This is a genomic window from Kitasatospora sp. NPDC048298, from assembly GCF_043201465.1.
Taxonomy (GTDB): Bacteria; Actinomycetota; Actinomycetes; order Streptomycetales; family Streptomycetaceae; genus Kitasatospora.
Genome location: NZ_JBICYZ010000093.1, coordinates 1 through 20,221, shown reverse-complemented (window position 1 = coordinate 20,221; position 20,221 = coordinate 1). Strand labels below are relative to the sequence as shown.

Here is a 20,221-nt window from a genome sequence, read left to right as displayed (position 1 = left end):
GACGCCGTGATGAGCCCTGGAGGGCTTGCAACACATGGGAAACCACGGGAAGACTTCCGCGCGCCTGGTCGTGATCAGCCCTGGAGGGCTTGCAACCGGAAGGTGGTCGGGCACACGCACGTGCTGGCCGTGGGTCGCGATCAGCCCTGGAGGGCTCGCAACGCGACGGCCGTGCGCGCGCGGGCCGGGCTGATGCCAGGTCGTGATCAGCCCTGGAGGGCTCGCAACGGGGGTGAGGGGGCGGCTCTGGACGCGATGAGCGTGGTCGTGAGCACGGGCCCGGACACTGTGCCCCGTCTCAAATGATCTCGACCGTTCGCCAGACGACCTTGGCGGCGTCCGGTGTTGCCAGGCCTCGTCCACCGTCGATACGCCGAGCGGCCTTGCCGCCCGGTGCACCTGGTCAGGCTCGGGCTCTCAACACACGAACGACACCGGGGGTGGCGTGGTCCGCGCGGGCCTGTCAGCGTGCCGTGACAGCATCCTGGTTGTGGTTGATCACATAGACGTGGAGTGGTCCGGGCTGTTCCATGCCGAGGGCCTTGCCAGCGACACGCCGCGATATCTGGCAGCGCTCCTCGGCGACGACGCGAAGGCCTTCGCCAACGGGTACGCGCACCTCTGGTCAACGACGCTGCGCCGCGAGGGCAGGGCCTGGCCCGCTACGGCGCCCACCGCGATGCTCGTCGCCGAACTCCTGGACCATCCGTTGCTCGGGCCCGACGACCCTTCGCTGCCGGACGCGATGCTCGCCTACCTGTACGCGGTCGGTATCGCTGCCGACCTCGGCGACCAGGCCGAGGAGATCCGAGCACGGGTTGAGGAGCACGCGCCGGAGCTGCGGTCCTGGACCGATGACTACCTGTCGGCCGATGGCGACGGCCGGTCCCGTATGTGGCAGGACGGCACAGGCCTGGGTGTACTCATCCTTGATCAGGCGGCACTCGCCTGCTTCGACCTGGTGCCCACGCTCTTGCGGCGGACGTTGCCGCACCTTGCCTCGCAACGGGCCCGGCACAGGATGTGTGCGGCTGCGGCCGTCGGGTCACTGGCCCGTCATCCGTCCGTCTTGACGCAGCGTCCGGCTCTGCTGGAGCAGTTGAGGTCAATGGCCGAGGCCACCGAATCCGCGTACGACCTGGCGACGATCCTGGTCGCGATCGGCCACCTCGGCGGCGACACGCGCCACTGGCTCACCGACCCGCATGCGGGCGTGCGCGGCTGCGCGGCTCTGGCATTTGGCCTTGCCGGCGACAACACGGCGGACCAGGCTCTGCTGGAACTGGTGCGATCGCCGCGCGCGTTTGGCGAGTCCTTCGGTGACATGGCTCCACCGCTGCAGTTCCAGTTCAACCCGTACCAGGACCTGCTTACGTTCGGACTGCTCCAGCGGGATGGCGGCGGCGAGACGCCTGCTCCGGGTGCCCCGGTCTGACAGCCGGATCCGTGCCACGCCGGCAGCGTCCGTTCAGGGCTGCCCGCGAGACGGTCACGTCGTCGCAGGGCAACCCCACACGGCTCCCGGCCGGCCGATCGAAGAGCTCCCGCTTACTCCGTGACTCCCAGGTGGAGGGTCGCACCGTCGGGGACCTCGTGGATCTTCTTCGCGATGGGGCCCCTGATCCGCATGGCCTCGCCTGCTTCCCGGACCACGAGGTTCTCGAAGGCGTACTCACCGCCGGCGACGAAGAACCGGAGCGGTACGAGACGCTCGTCCGGGGCCAGGGCGCCGTTCTCCTGCTGGAAGGCGTGAGCGAAGGAGGCGACACCGTTCACGTCCGGGTCGCTCAGCAGCCACGCGGCCCAGTCGTCCAGGCTGGCGCCGATGTCTTCCGTCTCCGCGGTCTCGGGGTTGAAGGCGACGACCCGCTCACCGCCGACGATCGCGAACTGGGTCCCGAAGAGGTCCTGGCCGAAGCAGAAGACGTGATCGGCCAGGCCCTCGTACGTGCTCTTCCACACCTCGTCCGTGTTCCAGGAGAGCAGGTCGGGCCCCAGCCCTTCGTCTCCGGCCCGGAAGACCTGCACGCCGGCGTTGAAGACGAAGAAGCCGTTCATCCGACCCAGCAGGGCACCGAGCTCCTGAAGCGGTCCGGAGTCGAAGCCGAAGTCGAGCTCGATGGACGGGCCCATCGGGCCGCGGGCACGGCCGAGCAGCTGCTCCAGTGGACTGTCGGGCATCTTCACTCCGCTGCTTGTGCTTCTGGGCCGATCGCCCTGGTGAGGTAATGATGCCGCACCCGGTCGGTGGCCACGAGGCGCAGGGCGGGCTGGAGGACCGGCGCGTCCGGGATCGCATCCCACTTCGCATAAGGCCACCAACGGCTGTGCGCGGCCAGCAGCATCCGCTCTCCCTGCTCGATCTCACCGCGCGTGGCGTACCACCCCGCCATCCACAGGCACACGGCGTACTGCTCGGGCTCCACCCCCGTCTCGGCGAGGAGCCGCTGCGCCCTGGCGAAGTCGTTGGTCTCGCACAGGGCTTCCCACACCAGCCGGCCCTGCCGCTGGTCGAGGTCGCGGAAGTCGCGGTCCAGGAGCTCCGCGCCGATGACGCCGTCCAGGGGGAGGGCCGGACCGCCCCAATCGCTGTGGCAGGGAAGAAGACGCTCCGCGCTTTGCCGGGACAGTTCCCCGCAGGCCCACTCGAAGTCACGTCGCATGACCCGGCCCGCCGGCACGTGCTCGGCGCAGGCGGCCAGGCGCGGTGCGGCCGGCTTTCCCGCATGGAGCTCCGCGGCGAGCAGAGCCTGCCGGAAGGGGCTGGACTGGTCGCAGAGTTCCCCTCCGAGCGGACCGTCGCGCTCGATCAGATCTGCCGTCAGGTCGGCGGCCTGCCCGAACTCTCCGGTCCAGAACAGGATCTGCACAGCGGCAGCCGCGGCCTCCCATACCGGACCGCGAGCCCCGCCCTTCCTGCCCGCGATCTCCAGCAGGCCGGGAAGGTCGGCAAGGAAGTTGCCTTCCCGGGCATGGGAAATAATCTTCTCGCTCTTGTTCACGGCCACCTTCGATTTCCGTCTACTTCACTCTTATCTTGACTCTCGTCCCATTCGGGAGGCCGCCTAATGCCTTCCCCATGGTCGAGCCGGAACCGGTGTTATCCGAGCCGTTGATGTATTTTACACTTGCCCCCGCCCCGCCCTCGGCAAACATTGCCGGAGGATATTCATCGCGCTGCCCCAAAGGGCTGGTCCGAATTCCTCGAAGCGAATTCGACCGGTTGGTGCGACTGCCTGGCCGATTGATTGTCACGACCGAAGGAAGCGGTGCACCCGGACTGCTCGAAGCGCCACGCCAGATCTGGCCTTTCTGGGCTTCCGCGATGTGTCGGGCCGATTCCGGATACTTGCCACTGTCGATCAGGTACTCGACGTCGAAGTCACCCTTCGCCCCCACGGCCGCCGCGAGCTTGGTCCGGGCGTCGGCCTGGGCCGCGAGCCTTGCCTGCCCCCCGTCACCACCCGTCCCCGGGTGCTTGGCGATCTTCTCCGCAAGCTCGATGATGCTGTGCTTGTGCGCCTCGTCGGCCGCCGTCACGTTCTTCACGACCTGCTTGGCGCCTGCGCTGGCATGGTCGTACATACCGCTGACGGCCTCGGCCGCTTCCTTGCTGATCGTCGAGCCGATCTTCTTGGCCGCGTCTTCCAGCGCCTTCGCAATCGGGTGCTGGCTCACGCGAAACTCACCGCAGACGTCGCCGTCGTGAAAGTCTTGGCATGCCCGCGAACGGCATCCGCATGCTGCTTCAACTTGTCCGCTGCGAGCAGAAGCTGCACGGGGTCGACACGAAACCCCTGCCCGACATCGCCGGCCGCACCGGGTCCGGCGCCGGCCAGAGCCTTTTTCACACCCTCGAAAACCAAGCCCTTCACCGCCTTCTCCACCTGCTTCTGAAGCGGCTCCATGGCCTTGGTGATGAGAACGGCGATGACCTCGTCCTCGGCTTCCTTGATCAGCCGGTTGACGATCTTCCGCGTCGCTGCGATCGCCGCCGCCTCGGCGACCGACGCAACGCCGAGGGTCGCAACAGAGGCGATCGTCCCACCCACAGCCTCAGCAGCGAGGATGCCGAGTTCCGTGATCACCGCGAGCTTCATCGCCACGATGGCATCAGCAGCCACATCAAGACCGGTCGCCGACGCATTACACGCAGACACGAGCTCGTGCAGATGATCCTGCGTCATCTTCGACCAGCGCTCGGCCAACTGCTTGTACGACTGCGCCTGGTAATGCTGCGCCATCTCCCGAAGGGTGGCGGTCGCCGCCGCGTGCGTATGGTCGATGTTCGTGGCGAAGCTCCGAACGTGACCTGCGTACTCCCTGACCTTGTCCTCGTTGACCTGGGGCCATGGCACGCCCAGCAAGTCCACGACCCATGCCAGTCCACCTGGCAACTCGATGGCCATCGCTTCCCCCTAACGGTGACACGCACACAGAATGATGCCACCGGCGCGCCGGGCTACGGGCGTCAGGCAGTGATCCGTCGGGGAGCGTGCGCCGGGCGGAACAGGTCGAGCATCGAGGCGGCGTTCCGCGGCCGCATCGCTTGTGGGCAACCGGCCGGCCCGGTACGGGAGTCACAGGACATCGGGTGTCCAGCGGACGTTGTCCGGGTACACGTGGGCTCCCGGCGACAGCATGCGCGTGCCGCTGTCGGCCTCGGGCCCGAGGACCCAGCCGACTCCGCTGTAGGCGGTGGGCACGCTGGTGCGGGGCACGCTGCACCGCACGGTGTCGGTGGTGAGTGTCTGGCCTGCCGGGACGGTCACGAGCTGGAAGTCCGGCGCTCCCGGGCAGATGCGGAAGTCGGGTGTCCTGGCGGTGTACTGAAGCCTGGCCTTGACCGTGGCCGACTGGCTGTCACGGTTGGTGATCTCCAGAGCGAAGGAGATCCGGTCAGCCTCGACCCGTGCGCACACCCGCCATGTGACGGAGCCCGGCCCTTGACCGGGGGAACTGCACCGACTGTCCGGCCCGAGGGTGTCCTTCTCAAGACCGGGCTGCTCGGAAGCGGCGGCAGGCCGCAGCTGGGCGGAGGTGCCCGATCCCGCGGCAGAAGGCGGCGCTGCGGCGGTGGTGTCCGTTGCCAGCGTGTCGGCGGACGCCGTTTGGGGGGCGGTGGTGAACCTCACCGCGGCCCAGGCGATCACGCCGAGCGCGACACACACGCCGATGCCGGCAACGAGGCGTGTCCGACCGCCGGCCACGACCCGCAGGCGGGAGCCCGAAACACCGGGTGGCGGCGGAACGTCGAAACGGTCGTCACCGGCACCGGCCGATGACCCAGATAGCCGGGCCGCCTCGGGTTCGGCCGACGCCTCTGCACCGGGCAGAGGAACGGCGCCATGCGCAGCCTCTTCTCCACCGGGAGGTTCGGTTGACGCCGCAGCATACGTGGCCGGCGCGAGCTCGGCCTGCAGGCGCAGCCAGCGGGCGTCCCAGTCGGCGGCGGCGGTCTCGGCCGTCGCGCGATCGAGCTTCGCACAGTGGTGGCAAGCGAGGACGAAGGCGCGGACCACCTCCCGCGACGGCGGGCTGTCTCCCCGGGTCGCATTGGAGAACGTCGTGCTCGAGTACGGCTTCTTCTCTCCGGTACGCGCCGACGCGGTCGCCACCTCGTGGTACGTCGGACTGCCGCAGCCTTCGCGCACCTGCCGAAGGCCGTATGCGAAGGCCTTCAAAGGCCCGTCCTGCGGGTCGATCGGCCGCTCCTGACGCCCTTGCCGGCTTGCCAACCAGCGCCTCCCGAGCATTTTTGATGACCCATTGATTAGTCCGCGACCAGTGTGGCGGGTCATCAAGCCACCCGCCAGCCTTCAGTCAACGAGCCGGCAGCTCCGCCCCGTCCGGGGTGTCAGGAGCGCGGGCTCGACGACCGAGAGGAGTCCCCCGATGGTGGACATCACCACGATCCGCACGAACGCCGCGCGAGGTGCCGCATCCCTGGCGGGCGCGCTGCTGCTGCTCGCCGGCGGCGCCGTCACCGCCCCCGTGGACGCGCAGGCCGCGAGCACGCTCGGGCGGGTGTGCATGTTCGAGGCGCCCAGGGGCGCGTACGGCGCCGGGCACGCCGCCTTCGCCGTCAAGGACCGCAGCGACGCCAAGCACTGGATCTACGGCTCGTTCGGGAGCACGAACGACGCCCCCATGGCCGGCTGGATCAAGGGCGGGACGTGGGAGCAGGCCCGCGGCCACTTCACCGCCGTACGCGACCAGGACCACGGCGGCGCCCGGTACTACACGCGCTACCGGTGCGTGAACACCAAGGACGGCGACCTCAAGCGCGCGCAGTCCTGGTACGGGGCGGTGAAGGGCCGAGGCTACAACGTCGTCGACAACAACTGCCTGCACATGTCGATGGCCGTCTTCAAGGGCTACAGCGAGGTCCTGCGCAACGACTCGCGGCTGCCCAGCGCGACCATCAAGACCCCCAACGGCTACTTCGAGGACATCCTGCCGGCCGCGAACTGGGAAGCCGCACACAACCTGTAGCCGCCCCCGGCCCCGGTCCGGCGACTTTGGCCGGACCGGGGCACCCCCGGCCACCCGACCCGTCCCCACAGGAAAACCTCCCCCACAGGCACGACCCCGTGCCCCGCTACCGATGTCGCCCCGTCGGCTGCCGGCGCTCGTCGGCGATCCACATGCCCGCCCAGCCCATCGGGCGCTGCCCACCTCCGGGAACGCGAAGCAGATCCGTCCGGCCCGAGGCATGCTGTTCGCGGCCCCGCAGGACGGGAGACGGGCCGGGCCAGCGGCGTCGATGGCGGTGAGGCCGCAGCGGTCCGACGTGCGTCTACTCGATGATCATGTGGAAGAAGGCCACGGCAGTGACGAAGGCGCCCCCGGCAGCCAGGAAGCCGGTTGCCGGGGCAGTGCCCGAGAGTACGGTGAGGATTCCGGTGGTGGCGGCACAGAGAACGCCGAGGAGGAAGATCACGGCGGCGCGCTGGCCGAGCAGAGGGCCCTGGCTGTTGTTCATGTCGATTCCCACAGGTCTGGGCTGGGGCGGTGCGCTGGTGCGCGGTGCCCGTGCATCAGGGGTGTAGGCGGGCGTCCCGGCGTCGCCCCTCGCGTGATGTAGGCCACATGAGAAACTTCGTGCCGGGGCGAGGGGTGATCCCGGGCCAGGACCTACAAGACATGTGGTGGGCCGTCAAAGACCGGCGCGGAACTGTCCAGGTGGAGCGGGTGTGGCAGACAAGGTTGCTGACCGTGCAGGCCGTCAACCAGCCTCGGGCGGCCCAGGCCCTCGGCCTGCCGGCACGGCCGAACGTGGCCTCAAGCTGGCCGCCCTCGAGAACGAACTGGTCCAGGCCGGCGGCGGGAGCACCCATGGACGGGAAACCCGCCTCCTCGCCGACGCGGCACTCGTGCGCCACCTGCGCCACACCGGCTTCAGCGGTGACCAGTACCAGAGGTTCATGGAGCAGCTGATGACCTACGGCTGGAACGTGATCGGCTCCTGGTGCAAGTCCGGCGAGATCTTCAGCCGGGCCCGAGCCTTCGGCAGGCCTGTACCCGAAGCGGTGATCACCTCCACGTGGGGGCAGGACGACCGCGACGAAGTCACCACCGAGACGATCGTCGCAGGAGCGAAGTTCTTCCGCAGGCACGCCCTGGTCAAAGGCATCTGGCGGCCGGAAGGCGGAGCGAGCCTGCCGACCTACTACGTGGGCGCCTGCCTTCTGACCTTCAAGACCGAATACCAGCGCTGGCACAGCCACAACCTCGCCTCCCACCGCCAGCACCTGGCTGGCGATGACGCAGAGCAGGCACTGGCGGCTCTGCCGGACCAGCGAGCCGTCGACCCCATTGACGCCGCCGTCCTGAAGGACCAGGTCACCGAAGCCCTCTCACACATCACAGACCCCAAGGTGCTCGAAGGCCTTATCCTGCGCGCATCAGGCTTCACTCAGGCTCAGGCTGCCGAGCACGTCGGCCTCAGCAACAAGGCACTCGAAAGCCGGCTCGGCCGCGCCCGCGCACGGCTGCGTCATGGCAGTCCGTCGGAATCCGTCAACAATTAAGGGGGGACGATGACCAACCGGAACGATCTGACGCCGGCAGGACACGCTGCCGATGAGGCCCTCCCCGACCCGATCCTCGGGTTCGACGAACTCCTGGCCGCCTCCAGCCTGGGCACACCACACGTGACGGCCATGATGGCACCCCTGCCCGAGGCCGTCGGTGCGCGCATCACCCGCTACCTCAAGGCCGACACCTCTGACGACAGCATCGAGTGCGACACCGGCCAGGTACGGCCCGACCCGACACCACAACAGACCACCATCGGATGCCCGCAGGACACCGATGACGAGGCACTTACGGCGCGGGAACGCGGAATCACGCTCTGGACCCGCACCTACGAAACCTCACCGAAGCCGTCGACCCTGCTGATCTACCACGGTGCAAGCTCGGGCAAGTCCGCAGTGATCGCCGCGCTCGCGGCCCTTCGATACCGTGAGCACGGACACACGCACTCCAAGCCTCGGACAATCGTGCACCAGCTCCTTGAAGAAGCAGGAGCCGGCTGCGCGAACTCGGGAAGTCTCCTGACGTCGTACGCCCTGCGCCTGCGACTCGCACGCGCCCTCGCGCCGGGTGAGCACCAGGGACAGACCTCCCCAGGGGAACTGCACACAGCGGCGGTTGCCAAGCACTCGGAAGCCGGCAGGACCGACAGCCTCTTGCAGGCCCTGAGCGACGTCCTGCGATGCACCGACGAAGATGCTGCGCCCACGGCCCTCGAAGAGTTCTGCCGCTCCGTCATCAAGGAACGAATCGAACGGCTCGCTGCTGCCCGGTCCTCCGCAGATGGGTTCTCCCCGATCGTCCGCGCCTTCCTGGCCTTGCGACGTGTGGAAGGCCGAGTCCCTCCGCCCGCTGCCCTCGAGACGTACGAGAAGACCTTCCACCTGTGGAGGCACATGTCAGCGGATGCAGCCGATGACAGGCAGCACCCGCAGGGACGGCAGAGCGACCTCGTCTTCCAGAACGCCTCGACCGTTTCCGTCGGCCGGGCCTTCACCGGCCACGACGAACCGCACGCGACGGCATCCCCGTGGCACGGGCGATCCCGATGGCCGGACCTCGCGAGGCAGGAGCCACTTCTTCCCGCACTGCGCACCGTGCACGGACCAGTGCGTATCTCGCGTGCCCGCGACGGACTTTGGGCGCCCATTGGGCTGTCCTCGGATTCTCCCTGCGACCTCCTTTCCCAAGACGTTTTCGATACCGGTCCCGGTAGCACGCTGATGCTGTTCACCGACGGAATCATCGAACGGGGCGGCCGGCCGACCAGGACGGACATGCAGCTTCTGCTTGATGAACTGTGCCGCTCGTGGGGCTACCTGCCCGGACCTGCCCCTCTGGGGGCCGACAACGGGTATCCACAACCGTCCGGTTCTTCGCGCAGGCCTGTTCGGGTAGCGAGGTCGGAGCGTCGCCGTGCCAGCTCCGCCAAACCCAAGTCGCGCAGCGACAACCTTCCCAATGCAATGCCGAAGAATCAGCGCCTTCGCTTTGCCACCGAGACAACCGACACCGGCACTACTCTCCGAGCCCAGGCCCACATGCAGCTGCTCGCCCCCGACGAGCAGCACATCGACGTGCCCACCGAGCTCGTCTACCGCTCCCGCGACCCGTACGCCGTCGAGATTTCCTTCAGGCCCGCCGGATTGCCATCAGTCACGTGGACCATCGCCCGTGACCTCATCGCCGACGGCCTCACGGGCCCAGCCGGCACCGGCGATGTTCGGATCTGGAGCGACCCGTACGAGCGATTCGCCTCCAAGGACGGTCGCAGGGCGCACCTGAGTCTGGACTCACCCCAAGGCCACGCCGACCTCACGATGCCGTGGAGCGACCTCGAGGAGTTCGTCACCGCCACACGCAAGATCGTGCCGCCAGGTCGGGAACACATCCACGCCGCCACCGCGTTCGACGAATTCGCCGCGATCATCCACACCAGTACCCCGACACCGGCATCGCGGCCTGCCAGCCGACCGTAGGCGTGAACACGGGTCACCTGCCGACAGGGTTCTCGACAGGCGCAAGGCTTGCCCAGGCCGCCGCAGTTCCGCCCGCTGCCTCCAAGGGGAAAGGGGAAAAACGGCACGGGGCGACGTGGTGCTGTCGCATCGGCCGGGAGGGACCTTGGAGTCCATCTCGTGGCTGCGCCGGAACGAGAAGGCGATCCGGCCCGAGTTCCATACCAGCGCGATGGCGAGCCTCCTGCAAGAGCCGGGAGAACGACGCCGACGAGTCGCAGTTCGACAGGACCAGCCCGCTGTCAGAGATCGCAGCATGCCAGCGGGGCCGCAGGCTTCGCCTCACTGTTCGGTACCTTCCCGGAAGACGCCCACGGTCTTCGCGTGACCCGTCCCAGGCCGTGATCGTTTCCAGGGCGGCCGACCACCGTCATCTCGGAGAACCCGCATGCGCCTGCGCCCTGCCATCACGGCTCTTGCCGTCACCGCTCTACTCGGCATCACAGCTGCTCCCGCTCACGCTGCACCACAACACCGCGTAGCCGGCGAAACGGTCACCACCACCCTCTACAACGCGATCGACATCCTCCCGATCGCGCAGGAGGACCGCACCGGATACGTGCGTACCAAGTTCAAGATCTGGGTGGACGAGGACGGGAACGGCTGCGACACCCGCAAGGAGGTCCTCATCGCCCAGGCTGTCGAGAAGCCCACCATCGGCCCCAACTGCGTGCTGACCGGGGGAGTCTGGCTCTCGCCCTATGACAACCTCCTCCTCAACGATGCCAAGCTCCTCGACATCGACCACGTCGTACCCCTCGCCGAAGCCTGGGACAGCGGGGCCTCGAACTGGAGTCCGAAGGAGCGAGAGCGGTACGGCAACGACCTTCGCGACCCCCGGGCGCTGCTCGCCGTCTCCGCCAAGACGAACCGCTCGAAATCCGACAAGGACCCTGCGGACTGGATGCCCCCGGTAGGGGACTTTGCGTGCACATATGTCAGCGACTGGGTTGTCGTGAAGACCCGCTGGGGTTTGAGCATTGATCAACGGGAAGCTGACGCGCTGCACCGGATCGCTGCCGGCTGCGAGGACACCAAGCTTCAGGTCGTACTTGCCCGATGAGCCGGTAGGGAGTCACCCCGTCAATGCGGGAAGTCAGGGCTCCGGTGGGCAGAACCAGGGCCCTGCCCACCGGAGCCTTACTTGACCGTGTGGTGATCAGAGGCTGCTGGTGATCATGGTTCCGGTGTGGTTTCCGGGGATGGAGGTGAGGTTGAGGGTCTCGGGGGCGGCCCAGGTGCCGTCGGCGTGGCGGGCGGTGAGCAGGACCTTGTTGTCGGTGGTGGCAATGGCGAACTGGGCGTCGGTGTCGAAGGGAGCGGCGCTGATGCTGGTGCCGATGACGTTCCCGATGACGCCGCCAAGGGAGGCGACGGGCTGCCAGCTTCCGTTGGCCCAGCGCAGGGTGTGGTACTGGCCGTCGCTGGCGATGAAGGCGAGATTGAGATCGAGACTCTGGCGGGAGATGGCCACGGCGGTCACGGGCGCGGTGGCCCCGGCGGCGTCGGCGACCGAGCCCCACGCACCCCAGCTACCCGCGGCGTTGCGCAGAGTGTGGTAGATCTTCCCACCCGACACGGCGGCGATGTGCAGGTCACCGCCGGCGGCCCCGGCGGCCGAGATGGACGTGATGCCCTTCAGCGGGCCGGCAGCATCGGTCACCACACCGAACCCACTCCATTGCCCGGCACCGTTACGGACGGTGTGGAAGAGGAAGTCGTCGGCGACCACGACCACGTGCAGGTTGTCACCGATCGGGGAGATGGAGACCTGCGTGATGTTACCGAGGTCGTTGAGCGCGATGTTGAGATCGACGAAGCGCTGCGCCCAGGTGCCGTCCAGGTTGCGGATCGCGTAGTGCAGGTGCCCGTCGCCGCCAAGCGCGATGATGTGGGTGGACGTGTTGATCCCGGCGGTGGCGACGGCACGCACGCCGCCGATGTTGCCGGCCGCGGCCTGGACGTCCTCGTACGGCGTCCAGGACCCGTCGTACAGGCGGGTCGCGAAGTACAGGTTGTCGTCGCTGCGGACCAGGGCCTGGGTCTTCCAGCCCAGGGCCTTCGCTCGGGTTTGCTGGACCCAGCTCGCGATGTTGTCGACGCGGGAGTTGAAGGCGTCGGTGCGGGTCTCGGCCACCGGGGCTCCCAGGCAGCCGCCCTGCCAGGAACGGGAGGAGACGGCGACGAGTTCGGACTTGCCGTTGACCTCACGGATCACGGGAGCGCCGGCGTCGCCTTGGCAGATTGGTGCCTGGCCAGCGGCGGGGGTGGTGTCGACGCCGGTGGTGGTGATGACGCCAGCGATGTGAGTGGTGGTGTGGAGCTTGGTGGGCACCCAGTCCGTGACGGTGCGGCCGAAGCCGGGAGCGCGCAGGCTCTCGCCAGCAGTGGGCGCAGCAGTGGAGAGAACAGCGGGATTAATGCCGTCGACGGGGGTGGCGAGGCGGGCCATCACCAGGTCGCGGTCCTGGTGGGGGACGAGTTCAACGACGTCGATGACGGCGCCGGCGGTGGTGTTGGTGAGATCAGTGCGCCCGATGGTGGCAGTGGTCTTGTCCTTGGGGGCGCCGGCGGTGACGGTGGACAGGTTGTCGGGGGTGTCGGTGAAGCAGCTGGCTGCGGTCAGCAGCCAGTTGCGGTCGACGAGGGTGGCGGTGCAGGCGCGCTTGCCGTTGCCGATGTTCAGCTTGGCGGCGAAGGCGAGTTTGGGGTCGGTGGGTTGTGGGGCGGGCAGGGCAGTGCTGCTGCCGGTGACGCGCAGTTCGAGGACGACTGCGGGGGCGTTGGGGTCGATCGACTGGCCGATGCCCTTGGAGGTGTTGGCGGCGACGTCGACGGTCTCGACGGGCTGCTGGTTGGTGGACAGGCTGGCCCTGATCGAGCGGTCGTAGGTGTGTATGCGGTAGGCGTCCGGGATGGACAGGGCCAGGTAGCCGCTGGCGCCGGGGGCCTTGAAGCAGACGACGTCGCCATCGGTCTTGTCCGGGGTGATGGCGCCGAGCTTGATCTGATAGTTGCCGTCGGCGCAGTCGGTCAGGGTGATGCCGCCGTCGCCGCGGGTGAGGGTGATACCGCGCTCGGCGAGGACCCGCTGGGCGTCGGGGTAGGAGAAGGTCTCTACCGTAGCGGGGGCCGCCGCGGGGGCTGGCGTGGTGTCGGCGGAGGCGGTCGGTGCCACGGTCCAGCCGGTCACGCCGGCGAGAACGAGGGCAGCCGCGGCCGCGAATAGGCCGCGCGCGTGTGCACGGGACGTCATGGGGGTTTCCTTCGGTTTGGTCCGGATCGGTCGGTTGCCGTCCCTCTCACCAGAGGGTGCGGGAAGCCTCTCATAAGCACTCTTGAATGACTGGCAGCTGACGCATAGTAATGTACGATCTCTGCGTCGTCGAACAGGTATTTACGTAGACATACCAGTCCTTTGACCATAGCTTTTATGACGTTCTGTCCGCTTTGGCGGTACTGGTCAGCGGTTCCCTGGATCAGGGAGGCCGCCCTTTGTTATTCACTTTTCCGATAACCGGAAGGGGTTGTCGTGCTTTTTCGAATAGGCAAATCCAGGGCCGGGGGGAGGTGGTCCGGCATTCGGTTGTTCGGCCGCTCCGTGCTGCCCGTTGCCCTGCTGGCGTCTATGGTCACCGCGACGCCGGTGGCGGCGGATGCGACACAGCCGCCGACCGGACCTCAGCTGACCGACCGGGGACGGGTCCTGCAGGAATGGAAGGACGGCGGACCGTCCGTCAAAGCGGCCGCCGAGATCGCCCTGATCGGCGGAGACGACCAGGTACGGCTGTTCCTCGGCACGGCCACCGACCCGGGCGGTGAGCTCGCCCGTGCCGGATTCAAGGACAGCCGCCAGGCCGCACTGCAGATCCTCACCGAGGCGGGTCCGCAGCTTCGCGCCGCGGCCCAGAGCGCTCTCGCTGGCAACGACCAGAACGTCGAGACGTTCGTTAAGGAGGGCTGGAAGGTCCCGCTCGAGCAGGACCAGCGACTTCTGGTTTCCCAGATCGCCGAGACCGCCGGCCCCCGCACGAAAGCCGCAGCCATCGCTCTGACCGGCAGGCCGGTCGCCGAGATCCGGGCCTTCCTCAACGAGGAGCAGTACGTCCTCGGCGAGAGCGACGACCGTCTGCGGGTCTCCCAGATCGCTGAGAGCGGCGGCCCCGCCACCCGCCAGGCTGCGCTGCTTGCCTACGAAGGCAACCTGGACGACGTCCGCGACTTCCTGCAGGTCGGTCAGCACATCACCCGTGCCCGCGACCAGGAGCACGCCTCCGTCGAGGAACTGGTGAAGCAGGCCGAGGCCGCAGGCGACCAGGCGGTGCGCGAGAAGGACGCCGCCGTCGACGCCTCCCAGCGGGCCGTGGCCGCCGCCGCACTGGCTAAGGAAGCCGCCGACAAGGCCGCCGAGGAGACGCGACTCGCGCAGGGCGACGCCGCGCGAGCCGCGGCCGCGGCAGACCGCGCCGCCGAGGCCGGCAAACGCGCCGGCGAGGCCGCCAAGGCCGCCACCGCCGCCGCGGTGAGGGCCAACAACTCAGCCAAGGTCGCCTCCGCCGCCGCCTCTCAGGCCGCGGCCGCCGCGATCGGCGCCGCCCAGGCGACCACCCGCGCGCTGAACTCCGCCGCGGCGGCGAAGGTCGACGAGGACGCCGCCAAGGGCGCCGAGAACGCGGCCATGCTCGCCGGCTACGCGGCCAAGGCTGCCGACCGGGCCAGCAAGGCCGCCATCCAGGCCGCGTTCGCCGCCGAGGCAGCCGCCTCCGCGAAGGCCAACGTCGATGCCACCGCCGCTGCGGCCGACCAGGCCGGAGCATACGCCGACCAGGCCGGGGCATCCTCCGGCAGGGCCAAGCAGGCCGCTGCCTCCGCTCGCCGCGACGCCACCGAGGCCGCTCGCTCCGCCACCGCCGCCGCCGCACTCGCCCGCCAGTCGGCTGCCTACGCCGACCAGGCCCGCCAGGCCGCCGAGTCAGCCTCTACCCGCGCCGCGCGCGCCGCCGAATCGGCCCGCAACTCCGCGGCCAACGCTGGCGAGGCCGCCAACGCCGCCCAGCAGGCCGACGCCCACGCCAAGAGCGCCCGCCAGGCCGCTGACGCGGCCACGAACGCCGTCTCCACGGCTGGCCAGATCCACCAGGCCGCCCTCGCCAGCGAGGCCGAGGAGCGCACCGCCCGACTGAACGCCGGCCTCGCCCGCGCTCAGGACCTCGACGTCGCCTACAAGCAGAGCCAGCGCGCCGCCGACAACGCCAAGGCCGAGGCCCTTCGTCTGGACCAGGAGTCCGCGCGCCTGGCGCAACAGGTTTCACAGCCCGGCACCGACCCGCTCACGGTCGTCTCCGCCGGGCGCAAGATGGCTCTCACCGCATTGAAGGTGCGCGGCCCCTGGAGTAAAGCCGCCGCCGAGTACGCGCTCACCGGCAACGACGAGGCCGTTGTTGACTACGTCACGACTGGCTGGAAGACCGCCACCGAGCAGGACGACCGCACCCAGGCCCGCTACATCGCGCAGGACAGCCCCTACGAGAGCGTGCGCACCGCCGCCACCGCCGCTCTGGCCGGCGACGGTGCCCAGGTCGCCGCGTTCCTGGCCATTGGGCAGCACCAGGCAGCGTTCAGCCAGTACCGGCTAAGGGTCTCGCAGCTCGCTGAGAGCGGCGGAACCAAGGTCAAACAGGCCGCCTTCGCCGCCATGGAAACCAATACCGTCGAATCCCTCACCGACTTCCTCAACCAGGGCCAGTACACGGCCAGAGAGAGCGACGACAGGCTCACCGTCTCACAGCTGATAGAGGCCGACGGCGAGGAACTCAAGATCGCCGCCCGCATGGCCGACGCGAGCCCGCTGCCCGCCATCACCGACTTTCTCCAGACCGGTCAGTACCGGGCGCGGGCCAAGGACGAACTCACCCGCACCCACGTCACGTCCATCGAGAATGCCATCGCCGGCGCCAGCCAGGTCGCCGCCCTTGCCCAGCAGAGCGCCTCCACCGCGGAGGCGGCCGCCGCCACCGCTGCCGGAGCCAACGACCAGGCCCAGAGCTACGCGCAGCAGGCCGCCGCCTCCGCCCAGCAGGCCGCCTCGTATGCACAACAGGCCAAGTCCTCCGCAGACCGCGCGCAGACCTCGGCCAACCAGGCTGCCCAATCGGCCAAGACCGCACGGGCCGCCCAAGCCCGCGCGGAGCAGAGCGCCCGCTCCGCCCAGTTGTCCTCGATTTCGGCGCAGGCCAGCGCCAATGCGGCCCGCACCTCCGCGAACACCGCTTACGCCGCCGTGGCCGAAGCCCGTAAGTCCGCCGAGAACGCCGGACAGAGCCGCGACGCAGCCCGCGCCACCGCCGAGAACGCCCTCAAGGAGGCTGCCTACGCAGCACAGCAGGAGCAGGCGCAGCGGGACAACCAGCAGCAGGCGATGCTGAACTTCCTCATCAACATGCCCCAGGACGGCGGAACCGCGGACGGCGGCAGCTGGTACGACACCTTCTCCTCCGTCGGCCACAATGCCCTCGACGTGGCGGGCATGTTCCCCATCGTTGGTGACGTCCTCGCCGACGGCACCAACTGTGTCTGGACTGCCGCCGAGTACTTCGGCGGCTACAAAAACGCGGACGGCTTCAACACCGTCCTGACCTGCGTCAACATGATCCCCGGCGTCGGCTACATCAGCCTTGGCATCAAATGGGGTAAGAAGCTCGACGGAGTCGCCGGGGACCTCGCGGACTGGGCCCAGAGCAAGTGGCCCTGGGCCAAGAAGCCCAAGACGAAGCCGGGCCTGCCCTCGTGCCTCAACAGCTTCCCCGCCGGCACCCGAGTCCTCATGGCAGACGGCACCGCCCGCCCCATTGAGGCCATCCGGCCAGGCGACCAGGTCTCATCAGCCGACCCAACCACCGGTGAATCCGGACCGCGCACGGTAGCGGACACGATCTACACCCCAGACGACGGCAGCTACACCGAACTGACCGTCACCGCGGCCGACGGCACCAAGGCATCCGTTACCGCCACCGACCACCACCCCTTCTGGCTGCAGAACACCGGCCAGTGGACCGACGCCGCTGACATCAAGCCCGGCGACACCCTGCGCACCGACACCGGCGCCTCTGCACAGGTCGCCTCCCTGCGGCACTGGACCGCGCTTGCCCCTGCCTACAACCTGGCCGTCGCCGACCTGCACACCTTCCACGTGCTCGCCGGCGACACACCACTGCTCACCCACAACTGCCTCGACCCCAAGACCCTCTTCGACGAACTGCCCGCATGGGTCAAGGGTGACAAAACCATGGGGCAGGCGTTCTACATCGGCAAGAACGGCATCGAGAAGCTTTCGACCAGCCTGGAAAGCGGCTACACCAAATGGTCGCCGGAAATCAGCGCCTATTTGGCCAAGAAGTTCGGAAAACCTGCGGGTACGTCGTTCGACACCTCTGCGCACGTTGAGACTGGGCTCGCATGGATGATGCGGAATGCCATGAAGAACGGCGCGCAGAAACTGAACCTGAACGTCGTCATCAATAACACGGAAGGAATCTGCAAGGGTATGACCAACTGTGTCGAATCCGTACAGCACATCCTTCCTGACGGAAGTACTCTCAGGGTTTGGATGAAGGATACGGCAACCGGTAGGATGACCTCCCGACTGATCGAAGGAAAGGGTTCCCTGGAGGACTAAAATGATTCTTACCGTCCTAATTGGCGATGAGCAATTCTACGGGGAAAGTGAAGGTGATGCGGAACAGTTGATTACCAGGGTGCTGGAGGGCCTGGAATTCGGCGACAGTGCATGGCTCTCAATCGATGACCAGCGCCGCGAAGAGGGTAGCTATGCAAGCAACACCCTCAAGATTTCAATGAATCCGTCAACTGGATACGGAGGGGTGATCTGGCAGGCCGGCACGAACTATCCAAAGCAGGGCGGAATATACTCCTACACCTGGATCTCTGACAACCCAAATCCTCCCGAAGTCGATCCGAGGATCCTGTCCGATCCCCACCATCCCGTGTTCATGGAGCCGGCAAGCGCGCTCCCCCTCTCCGAGCTTAGAAAGGTTCTCGAAGAGTTCTACCGGACAGGGACCGGCGACAGGCCCACCTGCATCAAATGGGTCAGGGGACATATGAACGGCGAACGTGAGGTCCTGGGACCCGGAGTAGAACCGGCACCGCTTTCTACCACCGACTGGGACTCCCTAGCGGGCGAGCTCATGAACCTTTCGTCTGACGAGGGAGAAAACCGCTCGGGATGAATCCCGGACAGCCAGAATGCGAGTGGGCGGGGCAGGGCCGACATTGGCCCTGTCCCGCCCTCCTTTTTCCCGGCGTCCGCATCGCCCAGCACAAGGGGGATTTCCCCTTGAAAGCGGACATCTGCTCTCTGGCGGTCGCCTCCCGAGTTGGCAGGGAACCCCAGCGCCTGAACCGTGCGGACTTCGAAGTCGGGGGCGGCGGACGGTCAATGTCAGTCACAACCAATCAAAACCCTTCTAGCGAGACTGGTTGTCGGCGCTGTCGAGTAGGGTCGCGCGGTGATCATTGACCGGCACGCTCGTGTCGTGCCTCCTCGCCCCAGCTCCAAGGCGATCTCGCGCGCCATGGGCAGACTGATCGGCAAGGCTGGCCGGGATGACCAGCTCCGAGCGCTCATCTGGATTGGCCAATGTCGGATCGCCCAGCGCGTGGTGGACGGATGGGAAGGTCATGTCGTCCAGCTCCGGCGGGAACTGGAGGCATCGAGGGAGCGCAGTAGCCAGCGGGGCTTCCGTTGGGAGAGCATGTTTGACTCGGTCAAGGGCTTCCAGATGCGCCAGTGTGAGGAGGCGGCCGACGACCTGACTGGGCGACTTGAGGCCGAACTGGGGGAGGCGGAGGAGGCAATGGTGGAGTCCCAGCAGTCCATGAAGAACATCAACTCGGCGCTGGACCGACTCGCGCCGCTCGAGCACCAGCTTCGTGAAGCCCGTGAACGCATGGCCGACCTGCTGCGCGAGGACCGTGAGCGGCTTCACCTTCTCGCTCTACGAGAAGAGCACTTCCGGCGCCAGAGGACCGACAGGACCGTGCGAACCCTCGCAGTACTCGACGCCCTGGCACCCAAGGACCTGGCGGCACTCGTACAGGACCTCCTGAGGGAAGAGGGGTGGGCCCCGCTCTGCACGCGGATGGCCAGGACCGTTGTTATCACCGCTCGACAACCAGCCGGGCACACCATCGCGATCTGCCTCCCACTCGGAGCCCGACATGAGAAGAAGCCGCACCTCAACGTGGCCGACGTCCAGGATGCACGGCGTGCGGCTGCGGAAACTGGGACTGACAGCGTCGTCGTGATGGGGACTGGTACGGCCACAGGGCCAGCACGCCGCTACGCCGACTCCCGCCGGATCGCCCTGATGGACCGGGACAGGTTCGAGCAATGGGCCATCCTGCGCTGCCCCCTCGATCTCGGACCCTTGCACGCCACGGACGAGGCGGTGAAGTGATGCACATCAACTGGAAGACCGACGTCGCGATGCCGACGCTGGAAGAGCCGGCCTACCGTGCGGAGCTGGACGATTGGGTCCGCTCCGCCACCGACGACGACCTGCTGGCAGTACTGCTCTACGAGACCGAGGGAGAGGTCCTCGGGGATGTTTACGAGAGCGCGTACCAGTTCTGGCGCGAGGTGGGGTCGGCGCTCGATGACGCGAAGCGACTTCGGCCAGCTGACCAGTGTCTGCCCGTCCGATCGGACTACCTACGTGCGTGCGCCCGCCTTCTGGAGCGACTGGAAGAGGAAGCGGACCGAGCCGACAAGCGCGCGGACGCGGCGGCTGCCACGGTCATCCGGCACTTCGGCGAGGCAGGAACGGTCGACCCCTCGGAACGCTACCGCCGGGAGCTGCCGTCGCCCGCCTCACTGGAGGAAGCCGGACGCTGGGAGAGCGACTTGCAAGCGGCCCGGCGAAGGTTGCGGGCAGTGGTGCGTGAGCATTCCTACGCGATGCACGCGATCGCCTTGCGCGAGCTTGAATACGAGGCGTTCGTCTGCACTGCTGGGAGCCTGCGGCTGTCCGCCATTGATGCGATGACCCCTGTTGAGTTTTTCGGGGTGGTTGGGGACCACGTTTTCGGTGGGTTCGGGCACCAGCGGTTTTCCGGTGAGTTCGGGCTCCACCTCGTGTGATGGT

At 67.7% G+C, this 20,221-nt stretch carries 16 protein-coding genes; 9 read left to right on the top strand and 7 right to left on the bottom strand.

Features of this window, described 5'->3' with window-relative positions; all coding sequences use genetic code 11:
• The first annotated feature begins 490 nt into the window (after window positions 1-490).
• Window positions 491-1,435: a hypothetical protein gene (locus ACGF0D_RS39930; protein ID WP_392925024.1), complete on the top strand. Its 945-nt coding sequence runs from the start codon at window positions 491-493 to the stop codon at window positions 1,433-1,435.
• 113 nt (window positions 1,436-1,548) lie between these two features.
• On the opposite strand, the gene ACGF0D_RS39925 is transcribed toward ACGF0D_RS39930, so the two are convergent.
• From ACGF0D_RS39925 to ACGF0D_RS39905, 5 genes are all read right to left on the bottom strand, one after another.
• Complete coding sequence (locus ACGF0D_RS39925; RefSeq protein ID WP_392925022.1) at window positions 1,549-2,181, bottom strand: SMI1/KNR4 family protein; 633 nt, start codon at window positions 2,179-2,181, stop codon at window positions 1,549-1,551.
• Between the two features lie 2 nt (window positions 2,182-2,183).
• Window positions 2,184-3,002 carry a hypothetical protein gene (locus ACGF0D_RS39920; RefSeq protein WP_392925021.1) on the bottom strand — a complete coding sequence of 273 codons (819 nt, stop codon included), beginning with the start codon at window positions 3,000-3,002 and terminating at the stop codon, window positions 2,184-2,186.
• Window positions 3,003-3,021: 19 nt separating this feature from the next.
• Window positions 3,022-3,678 (bottom strand): hypothetical protein, encoded by a 657-nt coding sequence (locus ACGF0D_RS39915; RefSeq protein WP_392925019.1) that lies wholly within the window; start codon window positions 3,676-3,678, stop codon window positions 3,022-3,024.
• Window positions 3,675-4,409, bottom strand: coding sequence for a hypothetical protein (locus ACGF0D_RS39910; RefSeq protein WP_392925018.1), 735 nt, complete (start codon window positions 4,407-4,409; stop codon window positions 3,675-3,677). Before ACGF0D_RS39910 ends, ACGF0D_RS39915 begins: the two co-directional genes overlap by 4 nt.
• A gap of 171 nt (window positions 4,410-4,580) precedes the next feature.
• Window positions 4,581-5,738 (bottom strand): hypothetical protein, encoded by a 1,158-nt coding sequence (locus tag ACGF0D_RS39905; protein WP_392925016.1) that lies wholly within the window; start codon window positions 5,736-5,738, stop codon window positions 4,581-4,583.
• 157 nt (window positions 5,739-5,895) lie between these two features.
• Here ACGF0D_RS39905 and ACGF0D_RS39900 point away from each other — a divergent pair, with 157 nt between their 5' ends.
• Window positions 5,896-6,495, top strand: a complete 600-nt coding sequence (locus ACGF0D_RS39900) for a hypothetical protein (RefSeq protein ID WP_392925014.1) — start codon at window positions 5,896-5,898, stop codon at window positions 6,493-6,495.
• A 304-nt stretch (window positions 6,496-6,799) separates the two neighbouring features.
• Here the strand turns inward: ACGF0D_RS39900 and ACGF0D_RS39895 are convergent, their stop codons facing one another.
• Entirely contained in the window at window positions 6,800-6,985 is a 186-nt protein-coding gene (locus tag ACGF0D_RS39895) for a hypothetical protein (protein WP_392925013.1), read from the bottom strand.
• Between the two features lie 211 nt (window positions 6,986-7,196).
• Here ACGF0D_RS39895 and ACGF0D_RS39890 point away from each other — a divergent pair, with 211 nt between their 5' ends.
• From ACGF0D_RS39890 to ACGF0D_RS39880, 3 genes are all read left to right on the top strand, one after another.
• Window positions 7,197-8,033: a sigma-70 family RNA polymerase sigma factor gene (locus tag ACGF0D_RS39890; RefSeq protein ID WP_392925011.1), complete on the top strand. Its 837-nt coding sequence runs from the start codon at window positions 7,197-7,199 to the stop codon at window positions 8,031-8,033.
• A 9-nt stretch (window positions 8,034-8,042) separates the two neighbouring features.
• The gene (locus ACGF0D_RS39885; RefSeq protein WP_392925009.1) at window positions 8,043-10,016 is read left to right on the top strand and encodes an SsgA family sporulation/cell division regulator; all 1,974 of its coding nucleotides are present in this window, start codon (window positions 8,043-8,045) and stop codon (window positions 10,014-10,016) included.
• A gap of 427 nt (window positions 10,017-10,443) precedes the next feature.
• Window positions 10,444-11,118 carry an HNH endonuclease family protein gene (locus tag ACGF0D_RS39880; RefSeq protein WP_392925007.1) on the top strand — a complete coding sequence of 225 codons (675 nt, stop codon included), beginning with the start codon at window positions 10,444-10,446 and terminating at the stop codon, window positions 11,116-11,118.
• A gap of 96 nt (window positions 11,119-11,214) precedes the next feature.
• On the opposite strand, the gene ACGF0D_RS39875 is transcribed toward ACGF0D_RS39880, so the two are convergent.
• Window positions 11,215-13,248: a trypsin-like serine protease gene (locus tag ACGF0D_RS39875; protein WP_392925005.1), complete on the bottom strand. Its 2,034-nt coding sequence runs from the start codon at window positions 13,246-13,248 to the stop codon at window positions 11,215-11,217.
• Between the two features lie 435 nt (window positions 13,249-13,683).
• Here ACGF0D_RS39875 and ACGF0D_RS39870 point away from each other — a divergent pair, with 435 nt between their 5' ends.
• The 4 genes from ACGF0D_RS39870 to ACGF0D_RS39855 all read left to right on the top strand — a co-directional run bounded on the left by ACGF0D_RS39870 (window position 13,684) and on the right by ACGF0D_RS39855 (window position 20,217).
• A complete protein-coding gene (locus ACGF0D_RS39870) occupies window positions 13,684-17,730 on the top strand; it encodes a polymorphic toxin-type HINT domain-containing protein (RefSeq protein ID WP_392925004.1) in 4,047 nt (1,348 codons plus the stop codon).
• A 1-nt stretch (window position 17,731) separates the two neighbouring features.
• Window positions 17,732-18,304 (top strand): Imm1 family immunity protein, encoded by a 573-nt coding sequence (locus ACGF0D_RS39865; RefSeq protein ID WP_392925002.1) that lies wholly within the window; start codon window positions 17,732-17,734, stop codon window positions 18,302-18,304.
• A 345-nt stretch (window positions 18,305-18,649) separates the two neighbouring features.
• A complete protein-coding gene (locus ACGF0D_RS39860) occupies window positions 18,650-19,534 on the top strand; it encodes a restriction endonuclease (RefSeq protein WP_392925000.1) in 885 nt (294 codons plus the stop codon).
• The gene (locus ACGF0D_RS39855) at window positions 19,534-20,217 is read left to right on the top strand and encodes a hypothetical protein (protein WP_392924998.1); all 684 of its coding nucleotides are present in this window, start codon (window positions 19,534-19,536) and stop codon (window positions 20,215-20,217) included. Before ACGF0D_RS39860 ends, ACGF0D_RS39855 begins: the two co-directional genes overlap by 1 nt.
• The last annotated feature ends 4 nt before the right edge of the window (window positions 20,218-20,221 follow it).

Coding starts and splice junctions, on each gene's coding strand:
- ACGF0D_RS39925 (WP_392925022.1), bottom strand. CDS start 2,181: ATGCCCGACAGTCCACTGGAGCAGCTGCTCGGCCGTGCCCGCGGCCCG.
- ACGF0D_RS39910 (WP_392925018.1), bottom strand. CDS start 4,409: ATGGCCATCGAGTTGCCAGGTGGACTGGCATGGGTCGTGGACTTGCTG.
- ACGF0D_RS39900 (WP_392925014.1), top strand. CDS start 5,896: ATGGTGGACATCACCACGATCCGCACGAACGCCGCGCGAGGTGCCGCA.
- ACGF0D_RS39895 (WP_392925013.1), bottom strand. CDS start 6,985: ATGAACAACAGCCAGGGCCCTCTGCTCGGCCAGCGCGCCGCCGTGATC.
- ACGF0D_RS39885 (WP_392925009.1), top strand. CDS start 8,043: ATGACCAACCGGAACGATCTGACGCCGGCAGGACACGCTGCCGATGAG.
- ACGF0D_RS39880 (WP_392925007.1), top strand. CDS start 10,444: ATGCGCCTGCGCCCTGCCATCACGGCTCTTGCCGTCACCGCTCTACTC.
- ACGF0D_RS39870 (WP_392925004.1), top strand. CDS start 13,684: ATGGTCACCGCGACGCCGGTGGCGGCGGATGCGACACAGCCGCCGACC.
- ACGF0D_RS39865 (WP_392925002.1), top strand. CDS start 17,732: ATGATTCTTACCGTCCTAATTGGCGATGAGCAATTCTACGGGGAAAGT.
- ACGF0D_RS39860 (WP_392925000.1), top strand. CDS start 18,650: ATGGGCAGACTGATCGGCAAGGCTGGCCGGGATGACCAGCTCCGAGCG.
- ACGF0D_RS39855 (WP_392924998.1), top strand. CDS start 19,534: ATGCACATCAACTGGAAGACCGACGTCGCGATGCCGACGCTGGAAGAG.